The organism is Micromonospora sp. NPDC050187, assembly GCF_044459745.1.
Lineage (GTDB): Bacteria > Actinomycetota > Actinomycetes > Mycobacteriales > Micromonosporaceae > Micromonospora.
In genome coordinates this window covers 109,913-128,426 of the sequence record NZ_JBITJH010000018.1, presented here as the reverse complement: position 1 = coordinate 128,426, position 18,514 = coordinate 109,913, and the positions used below count along the sequence as shown (strand labels likewise).

At 69.0% G+C, this 18,514-nt stretch carries 13 protein-coding genes; 4 read left to right on the top strand and 9 right to left on the bottom strand.

Annotation, left to right across the window (positions count from 1 at the left end; all coding sequences use genetic code 11):
• Positions 1–53: 53 nt before the first annotated feature.
• The 5 genes from ACIBJE_RS24575 to ACIBJE_RS24555 form a co-directional block, all read right to left on the bottom strand.
• Positions 54–689: a hypothetical protein gene (locus ACIBJE_RS24575; RefSeq protein ID WP_396752093.1), complete on the bottom strand. Its 636-nt coding sequence runs from the start codon at positions 687–689 to the stop codon at positions 54–56.
• Positions 690–786: 97 nt separating this feature from the next.
• Positions 787–1,701, bottom strand: coding sequence for a DNA-processing protein DprA (locus ACIBJE_RS24570; protein WP_396752091.1), 915 nt, complete (start codon positions 1,699–1,701; stop codon positions 787–789).
• A gap of 125 nt (positions 1,702–1,826) precedes the next feature.
• Positions 1,827–3,710 carry a hypothetical protein gene (locus tag ACIBJE_RS24565; RefSeq protein WP_396752088.1) on the bottom strand — a complete coding sequence of 628 codons (1,884 nt, stop codon included), beginning with the start codon at positions 3,708–3,710 and terminating at the stop codon, positions 1,827–1,829.
• A complete protein-coding gene (locus ACIBJE_RS24560; RefSeq protein WP_396752086.1) occupies positions 3,707–3,958 on the bottom strand; it encodes a hypothetical protein in 252 nt (83 codons plus the stop codon). The genes ACIBJE_RS24565 and ACIBJE_RS24560 overlap by 4 nt, the downstream gene beginning before the upstream one ends.
• Positions 3,955–4,326, bottom strand: coding sequence for a DivIVA domain-containing protein (locus ACIBJE_RS24555; protein ID WP_396752084.1), 372 nt, complete (start codon positions 4,324–4,326; stop codon positions 3,955–3,957). Before ACIBJE_RS24555 ends, ACIBJE_RS24560 begins: the two co-directional genes overlap by 4 nt.
• Positions 4,327–4,569: 243 nt before the next feature.
• Between ACIBJE_RS24555 and ACIBJE_RS24550 the strand changes: the two genes are divergently transcribed.
• The 4 genes from ACIBJE_RS24550 (at position 4,570) to ACIBJE_RS24535 (ending at position 7,695) form a co-directional block, all read left to right on the top strand.
• Positions 4,570–5,454 (top strand): helix-turn-helix domain-containing protein, encoded by an 885-nt coding sequence (locus ACIBJE_RS24550; RefSeq protein ID WP_396752082.1) that lies wholly within the window; start codon positions 4,570–4,572, stop codon positions 5,452–5,454.
• Positions 5,447–5,641 carry a DUF397 domain-containing protein gene (locus ACIBJE_RS24545; protein ID WP_396752080.1) on the top strand — a complete coding sequence of 65 codons (195 nt, stop codon included), beginning with the start codon at positions 5,447–5,449 and terminating at the stop codon, positions 5,639–5,641. The genes ACIBJE_RS24550 and ACIBJE_RS24545 overlap by 8 nt, the downstream gene beginning before the upstream one ends.
• A 142-nt stretch (positions 5,642–5,783) precedes the next feature.
• Entirely contained in the window at positions 5,784–7,112 is a 1,329-nt protein-coding gene (locus ACIBJE_RS24540) for an ATP/GTP-binding protein (protein WP_396752078.1), read from the top strand.
• A complete protein-coding gene (locus tag ACIBJE_RS24535; protein ID WP_396752076.1) occupies positions 7,093–7,695 on the top strand; it encodes an RloB family protein in 603 nt (200 codons plus the stop codon). Before ACIBJE_RS24540 ends, ACIBJE_RS24535 begins: the two co-directional genes overlap by 20 nt.
• A gap of 47 nt (positions 7,696–7,742) precedes the next feature.
• Here ACIBJE_RS24535 and ACIBJE_RS24530 read toward each other — a convergent pair whose 3' ends face one another.
• From ACIBJE_RS24530 to pglW, 4 genes are read right to left on the bottom strand one after another with little or no spacing between them, the layout of a single operon-like run.
• On the bottom strand, positions 7,743–9,284 hold the full coding sequence (locus ACIBJE_RS24530; RefSeq protein WP_396752074.1) for an HNH endonuclease: 1,542 nt from the start codon (positions 9,282–9,284) through the stop codon (positions 7,743–7,745).
• Between the two features lie 2 nt (positions 9,285–9,286).
• Positions 9,287–10,600: a PIN domain-containing protein gene (locus ACIBJE_RS24525; protein WP_396752071.1), complete on the bottom strand. Its 1,314-nt coding sequence runs from the start codon at positions 10,598–10,600 to the stop codon at positions 9,287–9,289.
• On the bottom strand, positions 10,572–14,081 hold the full coding sequence (gene pglX / locus ACIBJE_RS24520) for a BREX-2 system adenine-specific DNA-methyltransferase PglX (protein ID WP_396752069.1): 3,510 nt from the start codon (positions 14,079–14,081) through the stop codon (positions 10,572–10,574). Before pglX ends, ACIBJE_RS24525 begins: the two co-directional genes overlap by 29 nt.
• On the bottom strand, positions 14,078–18,217 hold the full coding sequence (gene pglW / locus ACIBJE_RS24515) for a BREX system serine/threonine kinase PglW (protein ID WP_396752067.1): 4,140 nt from the start codon (positions 18,215–18,217) through the stop codon (positions 14,078–14,080). Before pglW ends, pglX begins: the two co-directional genes overlap by 4 nt.
• Between the last annotated feature and the right edge of the window lie 297 nt (positions 18,218–18,514).

Sequence of the window (18,514 nt, the reverse complement as noted above, 5' to 3'; positions counted from 1 at the left end):
CCACCATGGCCCACGTAACTGTCAGATCCCTGACACTGCCTGTCGACAGGTCGTCACCGCTGCACGGCGCACACGGACGGATCGAAGATCGGTTCCTGGATCGCCGACAGCAGTGGCCGGGACGCCTCGTGCTCCGGCCGGACGTGCCGGCCCAGCACGACCACCCCCACCGACCTGGCACCGGCCCTCTTCAGCGCGTACGCCAGAGACTGCGCACGAGAGCCGGTGGTCCAGGTGTCGTCAAGGATCAAGGGTCGCGCCGGAGCCGAGCGATCGATCTGCCCGACCGCGAACCAGTCAGCGTGGAAGGAGCGTGCCTCGGGTCCATAGCGGGGATTCGGCACCGCGCTGAGCCAGGGCAGCGGCGTATGGGTTCTCATCAGTGTTTCGAGGACGTGTGGTCCGGGTCTGCCCCGGGTGCTGGGCACGGTCACGACATGGGTTGGCGCACCACCCATCCGGTCGCCCACGCAGTCGAGGTGGTCGCGGAGGAAGAGCAGCAGCAGCGCGAGCAGATTCCATCGCGCCTGCATGGAGGGTGGGGTTGCCTTGTAGGAACGCAGGTGGTGGTGATGCTGCCCGATACGCGGCGAGTACGAGATCGGCACCACCACATCCGCGAGCAACCCGCCGGACTCGGTCTGATGCTCCTGGCAGGGATAGCAGTACGCATAGCCCGGGGTGCGCACGCCTCGACAGATCGGGCAGATCCAGGGCAGGACCGGCAACGGGTTGCGGAGGAAGTTCCGCTGCGGCTCGACGTACTCCCGGATCCTTGTCCAGGGGTCAGAGGCTGGCGAACTCAGGGAAGCCCTCCAGATCGACCGTGGTCGGTACCCGCTGGAGGATGCCGTCGACCGCTTCCAGCAGCTCGACGGTGCTGCGGGCGACGTGCACACCCGGCCGCTCGGCGAATGAGCGCGCCCATTCATGCCGCATCATCTGGGTCGTCAGCACCACCGGCCGCCCGTGCTGGAGCGCGAGCCGCGCCTGGATCCGCGCCCCACTGCGGTCACCCGCCTCGACCACGACGGTCGCCGCAGCGTATCCACTCATGACCGCGTTGCGCATCGGGAAGCTCTGCTTCGTCGGAGCGGCGTCGGGCCAGAACTGGCTGACCACCAGACCGGTCTCGGCGATGCGCTCCTGCAACTCCCGGTTGGTCGCGGGGTAGCAACGCCGGATCCCCGTGCCGATGACGGCCACGGTACGGCCCTCGGCGTCGAGGGCCGCGAGGTGAGCAGCGGTGTCGATGCCTTTGGCCAGACCGCTGACCACAGTCACGCCCCGGCGGGCCAGCGAGGTGGCCACCGAACGGGCGATCTCGATCCCCCGGTCGCTCGCGTCCCGGCTACCCACGACGGCGATGGCCCGGGGCTCCGGTGCTAGATCGCCTCGCATGAAGAGCAGTGGCGGCATCTCCCGGATATCACGAAGCTGTGCGGGGTAGTCGTCGTCATAGAAGGCACGGACAGTGATGCCCTCCGCCTGCCAGTCGGCGAGGTCGACCGCAGCGGCGGCGAGAAGAGGCTCGACGGATCGGGTGTCGGCGAAGAGCGTGTCCGTCTGACCGGCCACCCGCTCGAGCACGGCGATCGCACTGCCGACCTCCTGCACGTCGTGGGCGATGTCGGACCAGCTCAGACCAGGCTGGCGCAGCAGCGCGACCAGCGCAGCCCGCTCCACCGTTACCTGATCCATGCCCCGGATCCTAGAGGCCCTGCCGGGATCGGCACCCCGCTGACCAGGCCAGATCGGTGCGGCTGTCGTACGACTGCTGGCTCCCCACCCCACCGACCGAACATATGTTCGTGCCAGGTGCCGCGTCAAACGACGCACGGCAGCTCGACTCGGCGTACGGCGTCATCGTCGTGCCGGAAGGCGGTGTGGCCGGCACGGGTGAACCGGACGGTGACCGCCCGGCCGGCATGCTCGGCGGCGAGCCGCACCAGAGCATGCGTCGGGTCGGCGACCGGTTCACGGGCAGGTGAGCAGGGCACCGGCAGCGGCTCCTCCGGGTCGGCCGGGACCAGTCCGGCCAGGTCGTCGGCCAGGTGCGTCAGGCACTCCTCGATCGCCCCTGCCAGGGTGGGCCGGGTCGGCAGGTCGTCGGGGTGCACCGGGGCGTCCCGGGCTTGCAGCTCGACCGACCAGTACCGCCCGTCGGCGCGGAGCGGGTGGCCGGTGTGCTGCCGCAGGTCGAGCAGGCTGACGTGCAGCGCCAGGTCCAGGCCGACGACGAGCCGGATCACCTCCGCGAGGGGCGGCACGTCGGGGCGTACCGCGGTGACGAGGAGGCGGGCGGCGGGCAGGCCACGCCCGGCCTCGCGGACGTACTCCCCCACCGGGTCGGCTCCGGGCCAGGGCAGGGTGACGTACCCGTCGCGCAGGTCGCGCGGGATCTCGTGACCACCGTCCGCCTCGGCCAGGTCCTCCGGGCGTACGCCGAGGACGGCGGCCCAGGCCCCGAGCCGGTAGCGCTCGGGGAGCCGGACGACCACCGACCGACCGCCGGGCGTGATCGCCACCCCGCAGGTGACCTCCGGGGTGCCGGCCTGCCAGGTCAGATGGACCACCCGGTGGCGCAGGTCGGTGAGGGTGACCAGCACGGCCCGGTGCAGCCGGCGGGTGCCGCCGCAGGTGGCGCAGCGCAGGGCGGACCGTTGCCGACCGGTCCCGCCGCAGCGGGCGCAGTCGTGGTCGGCGCGGCCAGCCGTCACACAGCGGCAGGCACGTGGTCGGCTCTCCGGGCGGCAGTCCGGGCAGGGCCGACCGGGGACGGCGTCGCCGAGCCGGGCCGGCGCGGGCGGTTCGGCGACCCGACCCAGCGGTACGCCGGCACGGCGACCCACCGCGCAGCTGATTCGATCGACGGCCGCGTGGAGGCCGGTGTGCCACCAGCGGCAGTCCCGCCAGACCGCCTGGGCTCCGGGCCAGTCGCTTCCGTCGACCGAATCGACCGCGCTCGCGGCGACCCGCCGTTCGACCTCCTCGACGGCACCGGCGGTCGGCAGCGAGCGTGGACCGACCGGTGACGTCGCCGGGCAGGGCCGGTCGGGGCCGAGCAGCCGGGCCGGGGCGGTCAGGCCACGGTCGGCGAGTCCGGTCAGGGCCTCCGCCGCGTCGGTACGGACCAACGCCGTCGCCAGATCGGGACTGCCGACGACCGGTCCGCTCACGGCAGGCGAGCCGGGTACGTCGTACCGGACGGTCCAGTGCAGCCGGTCGCCGCGTCGGCGGGCCGTCACGACCAGGTCGAGCAGGAGCAGGTCGGCGAGGCCGCAGAGCCGGGCCAGCCGGCTGTCCGGGTCGACCGGGGACGGTGCGGTCGACCCGCCCAGCCACAGGCGCCAGGGCCGACGGGCAGCCTCGGCGAGGGCTTGGGCGGCCAGGGCACACCGGTCGGGGCCCGGCAGGTCCGGCCGCCAGGCCGGTGGGAGGCGTACCAGTAGGGGGTCGGGGTCGAGCGTGGCGGCGACGGTGGCGGCAAGGTCGCGTACCCGGGGAGTCAGGTCGGCCACCCCGCCACCCGCCGGGTCCGGACGGGGGTCGAGGTCGCCGGGCGTCACCCGGTGGGAGGCGACCGCGCCGGTGTCGCGGTTGGCGACGGTGAGCAGGAGTTGCGCCCGGCGGCGACCGCGCCAGCGGCAGCGCGGGCAGCCGGTGCCGGCGCAGTCCGGGCAGGTGACCACGGTGGGCGGTGCGCTCATCGCGGCGGCCTCGCCGAGCAGGGTCCGTCGTGGTCGACCCGGCGCACGCAGCGGCGGCGGTCGGGCAGCGGCAGGTCGCAGAAGACCCGGTGGCGTACGCCCTGCTCGTCCTCGAAGCTGACGGTGACCTCGGCGGAGTCCACCTCGGAGAGGAAGCTCACCGAGTGGGCCAGGGTGCCGGCGAACTGGCGGGCGGCGGGCAGGTCGCTGGCGGTGAACGGCAGGTGCGCCACGAAGCGTTCGCTCATCGGGCACCGGCCAGCTCACGTCGGGCGGCCTGCGTCTGCCACTCCCGCAGGGCGGTCTTGATGTGGTCGGCCTCCTGCTGGGTGCGGGCCAGCTCGTCGTAGAGGGCGGTCAGGTCGTCGGCGACCCGGTCAAGGAAGTGCCGCACCTCGACGGCGTCCACCCCGCGCCGGCCGCGCGGAGTGAAGAGCCGGTCGCGGACCTGCCAGGGCCGCAGCGATCCGGCCGCGCTGCTCCGGTACGCCGTCCCGCGCGGCTTTCCACCGCCCGACCTTCCGTGGCTCGGCCGGACGGATTCCGGATGGGATTCCCGGCTCCCAGTAATTGCGTGTCGACCTACTTTCGCAGTCCGACGGAGAAATGCGCGCACGACAGCACCCGCTCCTTTCCGAGGTGACGAGGACAGGCTGAAGCCGCTGCTCAGCCCGGGGAAGATGAGGGTGCGGCGGCCGAACCGGGGGGCGTGGAGACCGCCGCACCACGGCCATCCTGCGGCCGGATCAGCAATGATGCAACGTTTTTCGGCCCCGATTGTTGACTTATTTCTGGCTAACGGTTAGGCATTCCTGAGTAGGTATTCGAGATGTTGCAAAATCGGACGGAGGCGTGATCATTGGCCGAAGACATGGGCTCGACGGTGCCGCGGCGGCAGCTCGGCCGGGCGCTACGGCAGTTGCGCACCGAGGCGGGGGTGACCCTCGACGCGGCGGCCGAGGCGCTGGAGTGCAGCCGGCAGAAGGTCTGGCGGATCGAGAGCGGCCTCGGCGCGGTGCGCTCGGTAGACGTACGGGCGATGTGCCAGCTCTACGACGCGAACCCGGAGCTGACCGGCGCACTGGCCGCCCTGGCGAGCGAGACCAAGGCCAGGGGCTGGTGGCACGCCTACGGCGACGCCATCCCCGACTGGTTCGAGCTGTACGTCGGCTTGGAGTCGGCCGCTTCCCGCCTCCGGTTCTACAAGAACACACTGGTGCCGGGTCTACTCCAGACGAGGCGGTACGCCCTGGGGATCTACCAGGTCGACCAGCCGGAGATGAGTGAGGAAGACCGGGAACTGGCGGTCGAGCTGCGGTTGCAGCGACAGTCCCTGCTCACACGCCGGCTGCCCCGGGCTCCAAGGGTTCAGGTGACCCTCTGCGAATCAGTGCTCCTCCGCCCAGTCGGTGACGCGGCCGTCATGGCCGAACAACTTCGTCACCTGTTGGACGTGACCGACCTACCCAACATCTCCATCCGCATCCTGCCGCTGGCAGCCGGGCCACACAGCGGCAACGTTGCCGGCGAGTTCGTGATGCTGGAGTTCCCACCCGGTAACCGAAGCACTCCGGAGCCTGCTGTCGTCTACAGCGAATCACTGACTGGCGGGCTCTATCTCGACCGGCCGGCAGAGTTCGGTGCCTACGAGAAGGTCTGGGCAAGCCTCGGTCGACTCACCTTCGATGAAGGACAATCGAAGAACGTGATCAACAAGATCCTTGGGGAGGTTCATCATGGCTGACCTGACCGGTGCCCGGTGGCGCAAGAGCAGCCGAAGCGCTGGCAATGGTGGCGAGTGTGTGGAGGTCGCCGACAACCTGCCCGGCCTCGTTGCCGTACGCGACAGCAAGGACCAAGCCGGTCCCGCCCTCACCTTCAGCCCTGCCGCGTGGGCCACCTTCATCGAGGCCACCAAGCCGAGCCGCTGACTGCTCGACCGTCCGGACGCCCCAGCTCAGCTCGGCTGGGGCGTCCGCGCGTTCTGATGCCTGTCAGGTGGGTGCTTCAGGCCATCCCCCGTGGTTTACTCGCAAGGAACGGCCGGAAGGCCCGGGATCAGAGGGCACAGCCATGTTGTTGAGTTTCCGCTTCGCCAACCACCGATCGTTCCGCGACGAGCAGCAACTCAACCTGACGCCGACCTACCGCAGCGACGACCAGCCCGAGCAGGCAGTTCGGGTGGTGGGCATCTTCGGCGCCAACGCGTCCGGCAAGTCCAACTGCCTGCACGCTCTATCATTCATGCGCCGCTTCGTGATCTTCTCTGACCGCGAGGTCGAGCCGGGTCTTGGCGTGGCCCGCGAGCCCTACCGACTGACGCCTGAAGCGCTCGAAGCGCCGTCCCATTACGTTGTCGACCTGAGCCTGAGCGGCGTTCGACACACCTACGGTTTCGCTCTGGACAACGACGGCGTTGTCGAGGAGTGGCTCTACCACTACCCACGGAACAGACGACGGCGCATCTTCGAGCGCAACGGCGACTCCTACGCCTGGGGGGAGGAATCTGGCCAGCGGGTGCTGCTGGAGCGGATCGCCGAGGTCACCGCGTCCGCAGCCCTCTTTCTAAGCACCATCGCTCGCTTCGATCACCGGCACGCGGACGGCATTGAACCCGAGCCGCTCCGCGACGTCTACCGCTGGTTCCAGACCATCAAGAGTCAAGAGCATCCGGTCTTCCGGAGGAACAGTATCGCCTCGGTAGCGTGGTCCCGCGACAATGCCATCAGGCGCACTGTGATTGAACTTCTCCGTGCCGCCGACGTCGGGATCGTCGATGTTGTGACGACTACGAGTACCGCGCTGGATGAGGCACCGGAATTACTCCCGTCGGCAGAACTGGAAGCCGAGGGCCGCAGTATGCGCTCGCGAATCCGCCAGGCCAGCGAGCGGGCACCACGGAGACGCCTGAAGTTCGCCCATCAGGGGCCGGCTGGCGAGGTGCTGTTCGACTTGGCGGAGGAGTCAACCGGGACCCAGCAACTGCTCGGGCTCGCGATCGAGGCAGCCCAGGTCCTGAGCGGTGGCGGCACCATGTGTGTGGACGAGATCGACGCCAGCCTGCATCCGTTGCTGACCGCGAAGCTCATCGGACTTTTCAAGGGCGAATCATCGAACCCTCGACACAGCCAGCTCGTCTTCACGAGCCACGACGCTGCCCTCCTCGGCACCATCGACACCGAGGAGATTCTTCGACGGGATGAGATCTGGTTCGCCGAGAAGGACGCCGACGGAGCGTCCACGCTCTACCCGCTGACGGACTTCAAGCCCCGCAAGGAGGGCGAGAACCGACAGCGCCGGTACCTGAACGGCAACTACGGCGCAGTGCCGGACCTCTCGACGTACCTGTTCGAGCAGGCGCTGGCAGCACGGGGACAGGTGGATGACGAAGCGACGAGTTGACCCTCCCGGCACCGGCCGCAGCCGTGCCAGCACTACTCGGGAAACCAACCTCCGCCGCAGGCCCGGCATCAGAGAACAACGGAAGACCGTACTCGCAGTAACCAATGGCGAGTCCACCGAGCGCGTCTACCTTGAGGCACTCGGGCGGGAGTCGTGGCTGCGGCACCGCTTGGTCGTGGTGGTGGAGAAGGGCTCTCCCATCGACGCGGTACGCGGCGCTGCTCGCCGCCGGGACGACAACGACTTCGATCAGGCGTACGTGGTCTGTGACGTCGACCAGTACCCGGTCGCTGGACCGGCGAGCGAAGCCCGGAAGCGCGACGTCACGCTGCTCTGGTCGAACCCCTGCTTCGAGGTGTGGCTGATCCTTCACCACGCCGCCTGTTCTCGGTACCTGGAGAACGCAGGGAAGGCCGGCGACCTGCTGCGCTTACACGTCAAGGGATGGGACAAGACCAAGCTTGACTTCGGCGCGTTCCGCGACGGTGTATCCATCGCCATCGACCGGGCTCGCAAGCTCGGTGACCCTCCTGGGGCCAACCCCTCGACCGCAGTCTGGCTTCTGGTCGAAACCCTTCGCTGACCTATCCGGAGCTGACGTTCCGATGACCAGCTCCGGCATCCCCAGGGCTACTTGGCCTTGCCGCAGAAGCGACGGTGGTACTTCAGATACTCCTGGCTGATGGGGTGGTTCTTGTGTCTGTGCAGTCGGGCAACCTGCTCCCCGCTGGACGTCCACCGCACGACGAAGCCCTCGTCGACGTAGATGGCGAAGGCATCGAACTGCACATGATGATTCGGGCAGAGACAGAGCACGTTGCTGATGTCGTCATCCCCGACGTGTGGTCTACCCAGCCCTCGGATGTGCGCCGCCTCGCTGTAGTAACCCGTCCGGGTGACCAGCCGGACTCCACAGATCTGACACTGGTGGCCGTACATCCGTTTGACCTGATCGGCTACCGCAGTGCTGCGGACGATGCGCTCGGTCCGGACCGTAACTCTCCTGGCGGGCCCCCGCTCGCCTGTGCCCCGGTTCGCAGAGTCGAGCGAGTCGAGCGTCCCGGACGCCGAGTCGTATCCGGCAAGGCCCAGTCGGGCGAGGAGTGCGCCCTGGTCGATCTCGGAGGCCAATGCGGTCGACAGCATCGCCACAGCTCGGCCCCGGACGTCCACCTTGCCGAGCAACGCCGCTGCAGCAGAGGTGAACCCCGTAGACACCGGCTGAGCGCTCGCGTCGGCGGAGCTGGACGGGCCGTGACCATGGAAGGCAGAGGTATCCACCTCCACCTCCCAGACGTCCTTGACATGGACCGCGTCGCCCAGCGGCCTGTCCAGTAGACCGAGCACCTGCCCAGCGGCCGACCGCCGAGCCTGCCGCCCACTCTCACCAAGCAGGGTCGTACCCCTGGCCTCGAACTCGGACAGGTTGACCAGGCGGCTATCGCCATTGGCGACTCGCGCGATGGCCGTCAAGGCCAAGACGAGCAGTTCCCGCTCGGCCGGATCGTCATTCCGACGAGAGAGGTCGATGAACTGCTCCAGAGCAGCGAACACGTCCCGTCGACGGAGGCGTCGCGGTGCGGCGACCGCACCCGTCGCCTGGCTGGCCTGGCGCACGGGCGGCAGCATTGTCGCGATCCGCGCGTAGTCAGCGGTGCTGACCAGCGTGATGCTCCGGAGTGTGACGGGTAGTCCCAGCTCGCTCAGGATCGGCACAGCGGGCACGGGACTGGCGAACTCCTCGACCTCCCCCAGCGCCATCATGTATTCCCAGGTCCGCCCCTTGTCATCGGTCTGCCAGATCTGCTTGGCCACCTGCGGATTCCAGAAGAGATGCAGGATTCGGGTGCGCGCGTAGAAGTGCTTATTGGCGTAGAAGAGGACGTCGTCACCGACGCGCCGGTCCCGCAGGGCTCGGACCTTCGCGTTGTTCTGCTGCTGCGTGGGCGTCGAGCCCCACAGCCGGGCGACACCGTCGGGGTAGAGCCGAGCCAGGACCGCAAGGTCAGATCCGAGTTCTGACGCGATGTCAGCCAGCCTGATACCCCGCCTGATCGAGTGTTCGTAGTGCTGCGGGCCGCGTACCCGTTCGGTGCCACGCGACTGCAGCACCAGTTGCGGCATACGGTAGGTCTCCTGATCGGGGCGGTGATCGCTCACGCGCTTCGGCATCGTCACTCCTCGCCGCCTACACACTCAACGATGGACTGGGGCACCACGAACCCTTCCGCCTTGCCCGGCCTCAGGTAGTGGGCGCGGAGCGCCGGCTCCAGCCCCTCGGGCAGGTCACCCGCCGCGACCAGCTCACGCATCGCCCGAATGATCGGCCGCGTGTACCCGACCAGAAGCTGCCCTTCGGGATACCCGGCAAGCTCGTAGACCCGCCGTCTCGGCACAAGGCCCTTCGGGTCCTGAGCCGCCTCCCGGAGCACCTCAGCTCGTACCGAATAGCCCCACTCCTCAAGCCTGGAGAGCAACGTCTCGAACATCTCCCGCGACCACGGCAACGAGCCTTCGGACTCAGGATCAAGCTCTTCGGACAACCGCTGGGTGGTGTCGAGCGTGCTCTCACTGACCTCGACCCGGAACGCCTCGGCGGCCACTTCCAGGAAGTCCTGGGGTAGAGCCATGAAGAAGCCGACACCTGCACGGTCGGCCATCTCGTTGATCAACTCAACCCGCGGCCCGATGGGCTCCTTGTCGGCGTCCAGCCGCCACCAGTCCTCCTTACGGTCGCGGGTGACGAAGAGCAGATCCTTCCGCTCGGCAGCGGCATGCTCGATCAACTGCTCCCAGACCAGGTAGTCCCCGGTGCCTTCTTCCTGCTGGTCGGGCTTGTCCGCGTCCATGTACCCCGGAGGAAGCCTTCGAGCAAACCGCCCCCGACCGACGGCGATCAACTCGGCGAGTCGCTCGGTGGTGAAGGGCGGACCCACCCGACCGTCGGACAGGGCTTCGAGCCGCTTCAGCACTGGATCCTTGCTGGCGTCTCGAAGCGCCTCTCGGAGGTTCAGGCCGCTACCGCCCTGTTCGACACGAGCGATCACCTGCTTAAAGGCGTTATCCAGCGATGCCTGCAGATCCCTGGCCTCGCTTGCGGACATCGTCCGTGTCCCCCAGGACGACAGCTCGCCAGCGGCCTTCTTCCGGGCTTCCCGAAGACCAGCCACCGAGTTCGTGGCGATGACCTCGCGCATGACGTCGTCCCGGTTACGCCAGAACTCCGTCTGCACCTGCGCGGGAATGAACAACGCTGTGGACACCGCCTCCAGTGCGGAGAAGACCTGCTCCCGGGGGCTCTTCGAGTACCGGTACAGGTCGAGGAGCACGTTCGTGTCCAGGGCGACGATGCCTATCCGGAGCACCCGCTCCAGGTCAACGCCCCTCGCGTTGCGGTAGCCCTCGTAGCCGTCGAAGAGGCCCCGCAGCTCTTGGTGCTTCCCCTCGTCGCTTCCGCTCCTAGGCACGGTCGGCACTCCGATCGTCAAGTCCGCGCAGCGCCACCAGGGCCGCCCGGTCGGCGCCGAGTTGGGAAAGCTCAGCGTCAACGAGGTCCGTGAAGAACTGTGCCGGCGAACCGGGGAAGTCAGGCCGTTCCTCGGTGTACCACTGGTGCAGCCACGGCTCCAGCTCGCTGATCCCGGCGAGGAGAGGCAGGAGCCGGTCCGCCGGCCAGGCCGCCTGCAGCTTCCGGTCAAGGTAGACGGTCGCCAGCGCCTGCGCCTGCGCGAGGTGGTCCCACCCGGCCCAGCCGAGCAGTTCCGTGCCATCCCCATCCCGGCCCGACTTCGGGTACGAGATGAAGCGCTCCTTCGGCACATCGAGCTTGCCCCGGGCTCGCCAGTACGACGCCTTGGCGAAGTCAGCCGAGGTGTACTTCGGCGGGACCTTGATGTCCACGTCCTCGCCCGCGTCCTCCAGGCGCTGCTGCGCCCAGGTGCGCTCCCACTGCACCCGCTTCCGAAGGCCGGACGGCTTGTAGCGGTAGACCGGCAGGTAGGGCACGTGCTCGTCAGCGACGAGTTTGCTCAGCGTCTTGGTCAGGTCGTAGTCGTCCCGCCCGACCCACAACTCCAGCACCGAGCGGAAGTCCTCGTCGTGGCGCACCTTGTCGGCGAGCTGCGCCACCGACTGCGGCGTGGGCCGGTCACCCCACAGCTCGGGAGCCTCCAGTCGGTCGAGCAGCCACTCCCGCAGTGCCTTCGCCTGCATGGCGTCCCAGCCCTCGGTGGCCCACCGCCGCTTGCACTCCGGCCGCTCGATCAGCGCAATGTTGCGATCAGACTCGATTACCTCGATCCGCCGCTCCACCAGCCGCCGGTACTCCTCCGGCCAGTGCGACGGCAGCTCGGTGATCGGCGTCGACCCGTGCCGAGCGAACCACTCGGGCTCGGCGCCCTTACGGGCCAACACGATCTCGAATGCCCGCTCCCCTAACGCGATCTCCGGCGACTCCCCGCAGGTCAGATCCTCATCGCGCAGCCCATAGAGCCGGTAGACCTCCCAGTCCAACTCCTCCTGAGCCGTGATCATGCAAGTTCGAGTCGAGTCGTAGTCGGCCCGCGCCGCCCGGAGCCTCTCCCTGGTCGGCACGCCGGACTCCGCGACTGCGGCTGGGCCCAGGCGGTCGAGTCGCTGCGCCAGCGAATCGAGGATCCGCGCCTTCATTAAGGGGTAGGCCTTTGGCAGTGGAAACTCATGAAGCTTCGTCCCAGTGAATTCGTAAAAGTGCTCCCAGTCGTCGCTGGTAAATCCGCCACCCTCGCCGCGAATACCCTTGTCATGACTGACCTGCTTCAGCCAGAAGCAGGCGGTCGAACTGTTCAGCACCCCAAGCAACCGCAGGTGGTCATCCTCCGTTGCCCCCTCCTGCAACTTGATTACGGGCGCAGTGCTATTGAAAAGGCGCTTTCTCCTATCGAACGCGAAATGATTGTGCGTTGCCACAAACGCGAACGAAATTCCAAACTTGATTCTCAGCTTGCTCGAATAGTTCTCTAGATGCGAGAACCAGGGACGCCCTCCCTCAACGACAGACCTGCCAAATATCATCCGGGCGGCCAGTAAAGTTCGAAATGGCCACAACCGCCGCGATACCAAGAATTCTGACTCTGGCAGATACTCAGTGTGCTGCTCATCAGCGTATGGGGAACGAACATGAATCAGACCGCTGAACGCGAAGTCGCGAACCGAGTCACCGACAACCAGTTCGCGTACCCAGCGAGCTTCACCGTTGCGAAACACAGCCCCCTTGGGCAAGAAGTAGGCTTCGTCCGCTCCGGTCTTGGTTGTTCGCCCAATTGAATCGATGATTGCACCCAGCCGGGATGGCGCCCTCTCGATAATCTCGAGGAGCCCGGCAGCCCCGCCACCCGAGAGACTCCAGGGGAAGTGAGCAAACCGCTCTCGCGCAAGATCCGCCACACTAACCCAGGTAGACTCAGATCCCGGTTGACTGACTTGCTCCACCACAGCCTTCCAAACGAAACCCTGCTTCGCGTCAACCGGCTGCCCGGGTTCGCCGCGCACCCCAAGTACCACCCGCACAGATCCACCTCGTCGCCGCGCGTTCGCACGACCAATCAATATCGTTGTTGGGGTGCCGTGACCCGGAATGTAGGCACCAGATGTATCGATTACTTCTGTCAGCTCGACCTGATGCGCGAAGTATTCCTCAATCAGTTTCCTGCCGAACTCGCGCTTCATAAATGCATTGCCGGTAATTTGGCCGACGCGACCGGCGCCGTCACCCTGCCCGTCCGACCGCTTTGCGAGGTCAAAGAGCCGCCTAGCAAACGGAACCGTAAGCGCGTACTGGCGATGACAAACATCGGGATAGATGCTACGGTAGAGCCGATTTCTCGCCTGGTCAGCAACGGTGATATAGGGAGGATTTCCCACCACTACCGCGTACTGCCCCTCACGCAAGTAGTCGCCCAGCACGTCAGCATCCTCAGTGGCGTAAGCGAAGGCGTTCCCGCCTTCCAACTCAGCCATCAAGTCACCCTGATGACGGGACGTCCGGCCCCAGTGCAGGAGGGAGTCACCGGTCGCCACCCGAACCGTCCAGGCGGGGGTGCGCTCCAGGGACGTCAGTCCGCACTCCTTCATCGCGGCGATCAGCAGCCGAAAGCGGGCGATGGCCACCGCGAACGGGTTGATGTCCACGCCGGTCACCTGGCCGAGCGCCCGCTCGACCAGCACCCGGATGTCAGTCGCCGGTTCGCGCTTCTTCCAGAGCGTCACCAGGCGCTTGAACGCGCCGAGCAGGAAGTGGCCCGAGCCGCAGGTGGGGTCGATGACCGAGGTCTCCGAAAGCCCGAACTCCCTGGCCGCCGGCTCGAACGTCCGATCAAGGATGAACTCCTCCACGAACTCCGGGGTCTGCAGCAGCGCGTACGTCTTCTTGGCGTGCGTCGACAGGTCCTGGTAGAGGTCGCCGAGGAAGCGGGTGTCCAGGTCGTCCTTGCGCAACGACACCAGCCCCGGCCCGCGCCGGAAGAAGTCGGAGAGCTTCTCGGCCGCCTCGCCGCTGATCGGGAAGCGCCACACCGGGTTGTGTTCGTCGAAGATCTTGCCGGTGGCCTTCAGGGTGCGCAGGTAGCCGAACGCCTCGCGCAGCCACTCCCGGTCGTTGTGCCGGGGGTTCTCGATCAGGTGCTGCTGGCGGCTCTCCAACGCCCGCTCGACCGGGGCGCTCGGCTCGGGGCCGCCGATCCAGAGCGGCTCGACCAGGTTGTTGTCCTCGCAGAAGCGGACGAAGACGCAGCCCAGCACCCACGCCACCGCCGCTTGGTCGAGGATGTCCTCCAGCCAGGTCTCGAACGTGCCGGCGGTGCGCTTCGCCTCCGTGGCCGCGCCGTGCTCCTTCTCCAGCGAGGATTCCAGCTCGGAGTCCCGGTAGACCTGACCGCGCAGGTCGTCGGTGAGGGCGGTGACCTGGCCTTGCAGCGCCTTCAGCGCGATCATCGAGCGGTTTTCCTTCCGGGAGCGGCGGGGGTGGTGGCGTCCGTCCACTCCTCGGGCAGCCACAGCGACTGGCTGGCCGGCGAGGTGAGCGGGAGTTGCTGGCCGTCGAGCAGCACAGGCTCGGCACGGCGGGCAGGCACGAGGAGCAGTCGGGCGGCCGGGCGGGGCCGGGTGGGGTCGGCCAGTTCCTGGATCAGCCGGAGCTGCTGGTAGCGGGCCAGCGGCGCGGCCTCGGTGATCAGCACCGGCCGGTCGGTCTCGGCAAGGGTCTGCTCGATGGTCGGCATGACCTCGTGCTGCACCAGCTCCACCAGGGAACGGAAATCCGGATCGGTCGGTGAGCCGTTGTCGGCGGCGACGAGCGCCTCCCAGGGGAAACCGAGCGACCGTAGCCGGTCCAGCAGGATCGCGGTGACGTCGACCTCGACCAGGTCGAGCCGCTCCAGCAGCGCCCGGCGGGCGGCGGCGGGGCGGCGGATCGAGGCGAGCACCACCAGGAAGCCGCGCCGTTCGATCACCCCGGCCAGCCGGGCGGTGGTCCGGGCGGCGGCGTCCGGTGCCAGGATCGGCCCGATCGTGCTGGACATCCGGGTGCCGGTGACCGACGAGGTCCGGTCCGGCGGGGTGTACCGGCCAGGCAACGCGTCCCACACCAGCGGGATGTCGCGCAGCAGGGTGTCCAGCGCCGGCCGGGGCGGCAGTTCCTCAGCGCGGGGGAACCGGGTGCGCACTCTGGCGCGTACCGCGTCGGGGTCGAGGGTCTGGCCGACGAGCGCGCCCGCGGCGAGCCGGAGCGCGCGTTCGGCAGGCATCTTCGCCGGGTAGAGCTGGCCCTGTGCGTTGACCGCGACGTCGCCGCCGCTGCCGGCGGCGGCGAGCTGCAGGAGCCGGGCGTCGCTGAGCACGGGCATACCGGCCGGCGGCGACTCCAGGGCACGCAGCTCGTCGACGGCCCGTCCCCGGCTGGGCAGCGGGTCCGCCGCCGCCAGCGCGCCGGCCCGCCGACCCAACCTCGTCACGTATGCGAGGAGGTCGGCGGCGCTGCCCTCGGCGGTCGGGTCGTCCGGTTCCCGGCCGACCAGGACGGTCTCGGTGCCGCGCAGCCGCTGCAGGGCGATCCGGGCGTCGCCGCCCTGGGCCAGTTCGGTCTCGACGGCGGCCCGGACCAGGCCGATCGCCTGGGCGGTGCGCTTCGGCTCCGGCGTGTAGGAGCCCCGCGCGGCGATGAGCGCCTCGGCGATCTCCTCGGCGGACATCACCCCGCCCCGCCCGTCCAACAGTGCGACGACCTCGTCGCGGATCAGCGTCAGGGCCGGGTTGGGCTGCCACTCCCGCTCGACCGCGCGCCGGATCGCCCGGAACAGCTCGGGCTGGGTCTTGCCGACCGCCCGTGCCGCCTCCGCCTGGGACGGCCAGCGCAGGTAGTCGCCGTCGGCGGTGGCGGCCTGGCCGAGGAGCACCTGCAGGCCGGTGCGGTGCCAGGCGGTGCGGCCGGTCGGGGCGGGCAGCAGGGTGGCGCAGAGCGCCTCGATTCCCTGGGCCTGCGGCGCCGCCGAGCCGGTGGGGGCGGTGTCGGTGCTGTCGAGCAGGTCGCGCAGCTCGCGGATGCGGGCCAGGATCTCCTTCCGGGTGGCGTCGGGAACGCCCCGGGCCCGGGTGAGTGCGGAGGGTTCGGCGGCGAGCAGCTCGCCGACGGTGGTGATGCCGAGCCGTTCCAGGGCGGACCGGGCGCGGGCGGTCAGCTCGGTGGCCTCCAGCGGCGAGCTGCGGCCGACCGGCGCAGGTGTGCCGGTGTCGTCGGTGGCCGCCGCCGGCTCCGGGATCTCCCGGAAGATGGCCCGCCAGACGTCGGTCATCTCGTCGAGCGTGTCGAAGCGGGCGGCGGGGTCCCGGGCGAGGGCCTTGGCGAAGAAGTCGACCAGCCGGTCGGCGACGGCCGGGTCGAAGGCGGCCGGGTCGAGGGTTACCTCGACGCTGACCGTGGCCGGGTTGGCCCCGTCGCCCCACCTCGGCAGCGCGCCGGTGGCCATCTCGTAGAGGGTGACGGCGGCGGCGAACCGTTCGGCGGCGGCGTCGTAGCGCATTCGGCGCGGCGGCCCGAGGAACGGGTCCAGGTAGCCGGTGGTGCCGGCGCTGAGCTGGTCGGCGGGGACGGCGGCGAGGGAGAAGTCGAAGATGCAGAGGTGCGGCTGCTTGTCCTTCGGGCGGGGGCGGGAGGCGAGGTTCGCCGGCTTGATGTCCCGGTGCCAGACACCCTGCCCGTCGAGGAAGGCGACGATCTCCAGCAGGTCCCGGCCGTAGCGTTCCAGCAGGTCCAGGGCGAGCCGGCCGCCGCGCAGGTCCTCGGCGAGGGTGCGTTCCCCGGCGTTCTCCAGCAGCAGGGCCGTCCGGCGGCCGACCTTGACCGGGCCGCGCGCCAGCGCGGCCACCCGAGAGTCGCGGAGTTTGTCGACGGTACGCGCCTCGGCGGCGAACCGGTCGGCGTACTGCTCGTCGCGGGCGACCTTGAGCACCAGCTCACGCCGCCCCTCCGGGCCGTCCTCGGCGACCAGCAGGGCGATGGCGGTGGCCCCGCTGCCGAGGTTGCGGAGCACGTGCAGTCCGCCGTCGAGCACGTCGCCCCGGTGCGCGTGCAGCGGGTCGACCACCGGCTCGGGCTCCGGGGCGGTCAGCTCCTCCCACACCATGTCGAGCCACTGGAGGAACTCGCCGACCCGCTTCATCCGCTGGGCCGGGTCGCCCCGGGTCGCGTCGTAGATCGCCTGGACGAGGTAGTGCGGCATGCCGTCGGCGACCGCGGCGAGCTGCAGGCCGCCGTCGGCGACCGCGACGACGAGTTCCTCGGGCGAGGCCGCCGGCTCCACCCCGGAGAAGATCCGGTACGCGAGCGCGCCGAGCGAGAAGATGTCGAGCTGGTGCCCGGGGAGGCTGTCGAGGGTGGCCGCCTCGGGGGCCTGGTAGCGACGCACCGAGTCGTCGAAGAAGAGTTCCAGGGAGGCAGGGTCGGTGGCCGCGCTGAGCGAGGTGAGTCGGGTGCCGGGGATCCGGCCGCCGGTCTGCCAGTCGGTGACGACCAGGGTCGGGCGGGGGCTGTCGGGGTCGCAGACGTAGACGGCCCGGGGGTTGAGCGAGCGGTGGGAGAGCCGGCGGGAGTGGGCGTGGCCGACGATCTCGGCGAGATCCTGGACGAGCTGCAGGCGCTGGGCCAGTTGCAGCTTGCCGTCCCGCTCGCCGAGCCACTGGTCGAGACGTACCCAGTCCTGGTGGTGGTCGAAGACGACCGCCGGCCCCCACGGGTGCTCGACCAGGTCGAGCGCGCGGGCGATGCCCGGGTGGTGGATGCCCTGCAGCAGCCGGAACTCCCGCTCGGCGGCGTGCCGGATCGTCGGTACGTCCTCCTCGGTGGCCCGGCTGGTCAGGTAGAAGCGGACGCGGCGGAGCTGCGTGGAGTCGACGGTGTGGTCGGCGAGGAAGTCCTGCCAGCCGTTGCCCTCGGCGAAGGGACGCTGGTGCAGTTGCAACTGGTTGACCCGGCGGTCGGCCACCGAGGGGCGGATCTTCGCCCCCCGGACCAGCTCGACGATCTGCCGACCCCGGACGGCGTCGACGTGGTGCCGGATGTCCAGCGGCGGGGCGAGCAGCATCTTCTTCAGGCTGTCGAGCCGGCCGGGGTTGCCGTCGAGGCCGTAGACGTGCTGGCGGCCGATGTCGTCCAGCTCGGACCGGATGTTCCGGGCGTGCAGGAAGACCGCCGCGTGCACGAACGGGATCTTCGCGGTGGGTGGGGCGTACTGCTGGATGACGCTGCGCAGCCGCTTGGCCTTGCGGTTGGCCAGGATCAGCGGGCTGTCCTCCACCCGGAGGCGCCCGCTGGGCAGCTTGCGCCGCCACTGCTGACCGTCGCCCGCGATGACGCCCTGCCAGTGCTTCAGCTCGACGACGTAGAGGCCGCTGCGGGTGAGCACCAACGCGTCGACCTCGTTGATCGAGCCGTCGGTGCCGACGAACTCCACGTTCGCCCAGACGTGGTACGGCTCCGCGTCCGGCAGGTACGACGCCAGCTCCCGGAGGCCCTCCTGCTCGTACTGGAACGCGCTCGGGTTGATCTGCTCCCAGCGCGGTGAATCCTCACGCATACCGCTCCGTACGCCCCCGCGCGATCATTCGCACCACTCCCGGATGTCAGGCTGCCCCACGATCCCGTGCACGGTACCGGCCACTATGGAAGGTGGCCAGAGTCGACATTCCATTGGTCAAGCGACAATGCCGGCCCAGCCCGTGAAGGTCCCCTAGCCTCCCCGCCTGACCTGCCGAATTGGCGAATCGGTCGGAGCTGGACGCCACCCGTGGCCGGAGTATCCGACAATCGGGCATCACTCGGCGGCGTCGCAGATTCGCGATCGGTTCGGTGGTGGGTGCCGGGGCCACCGCTG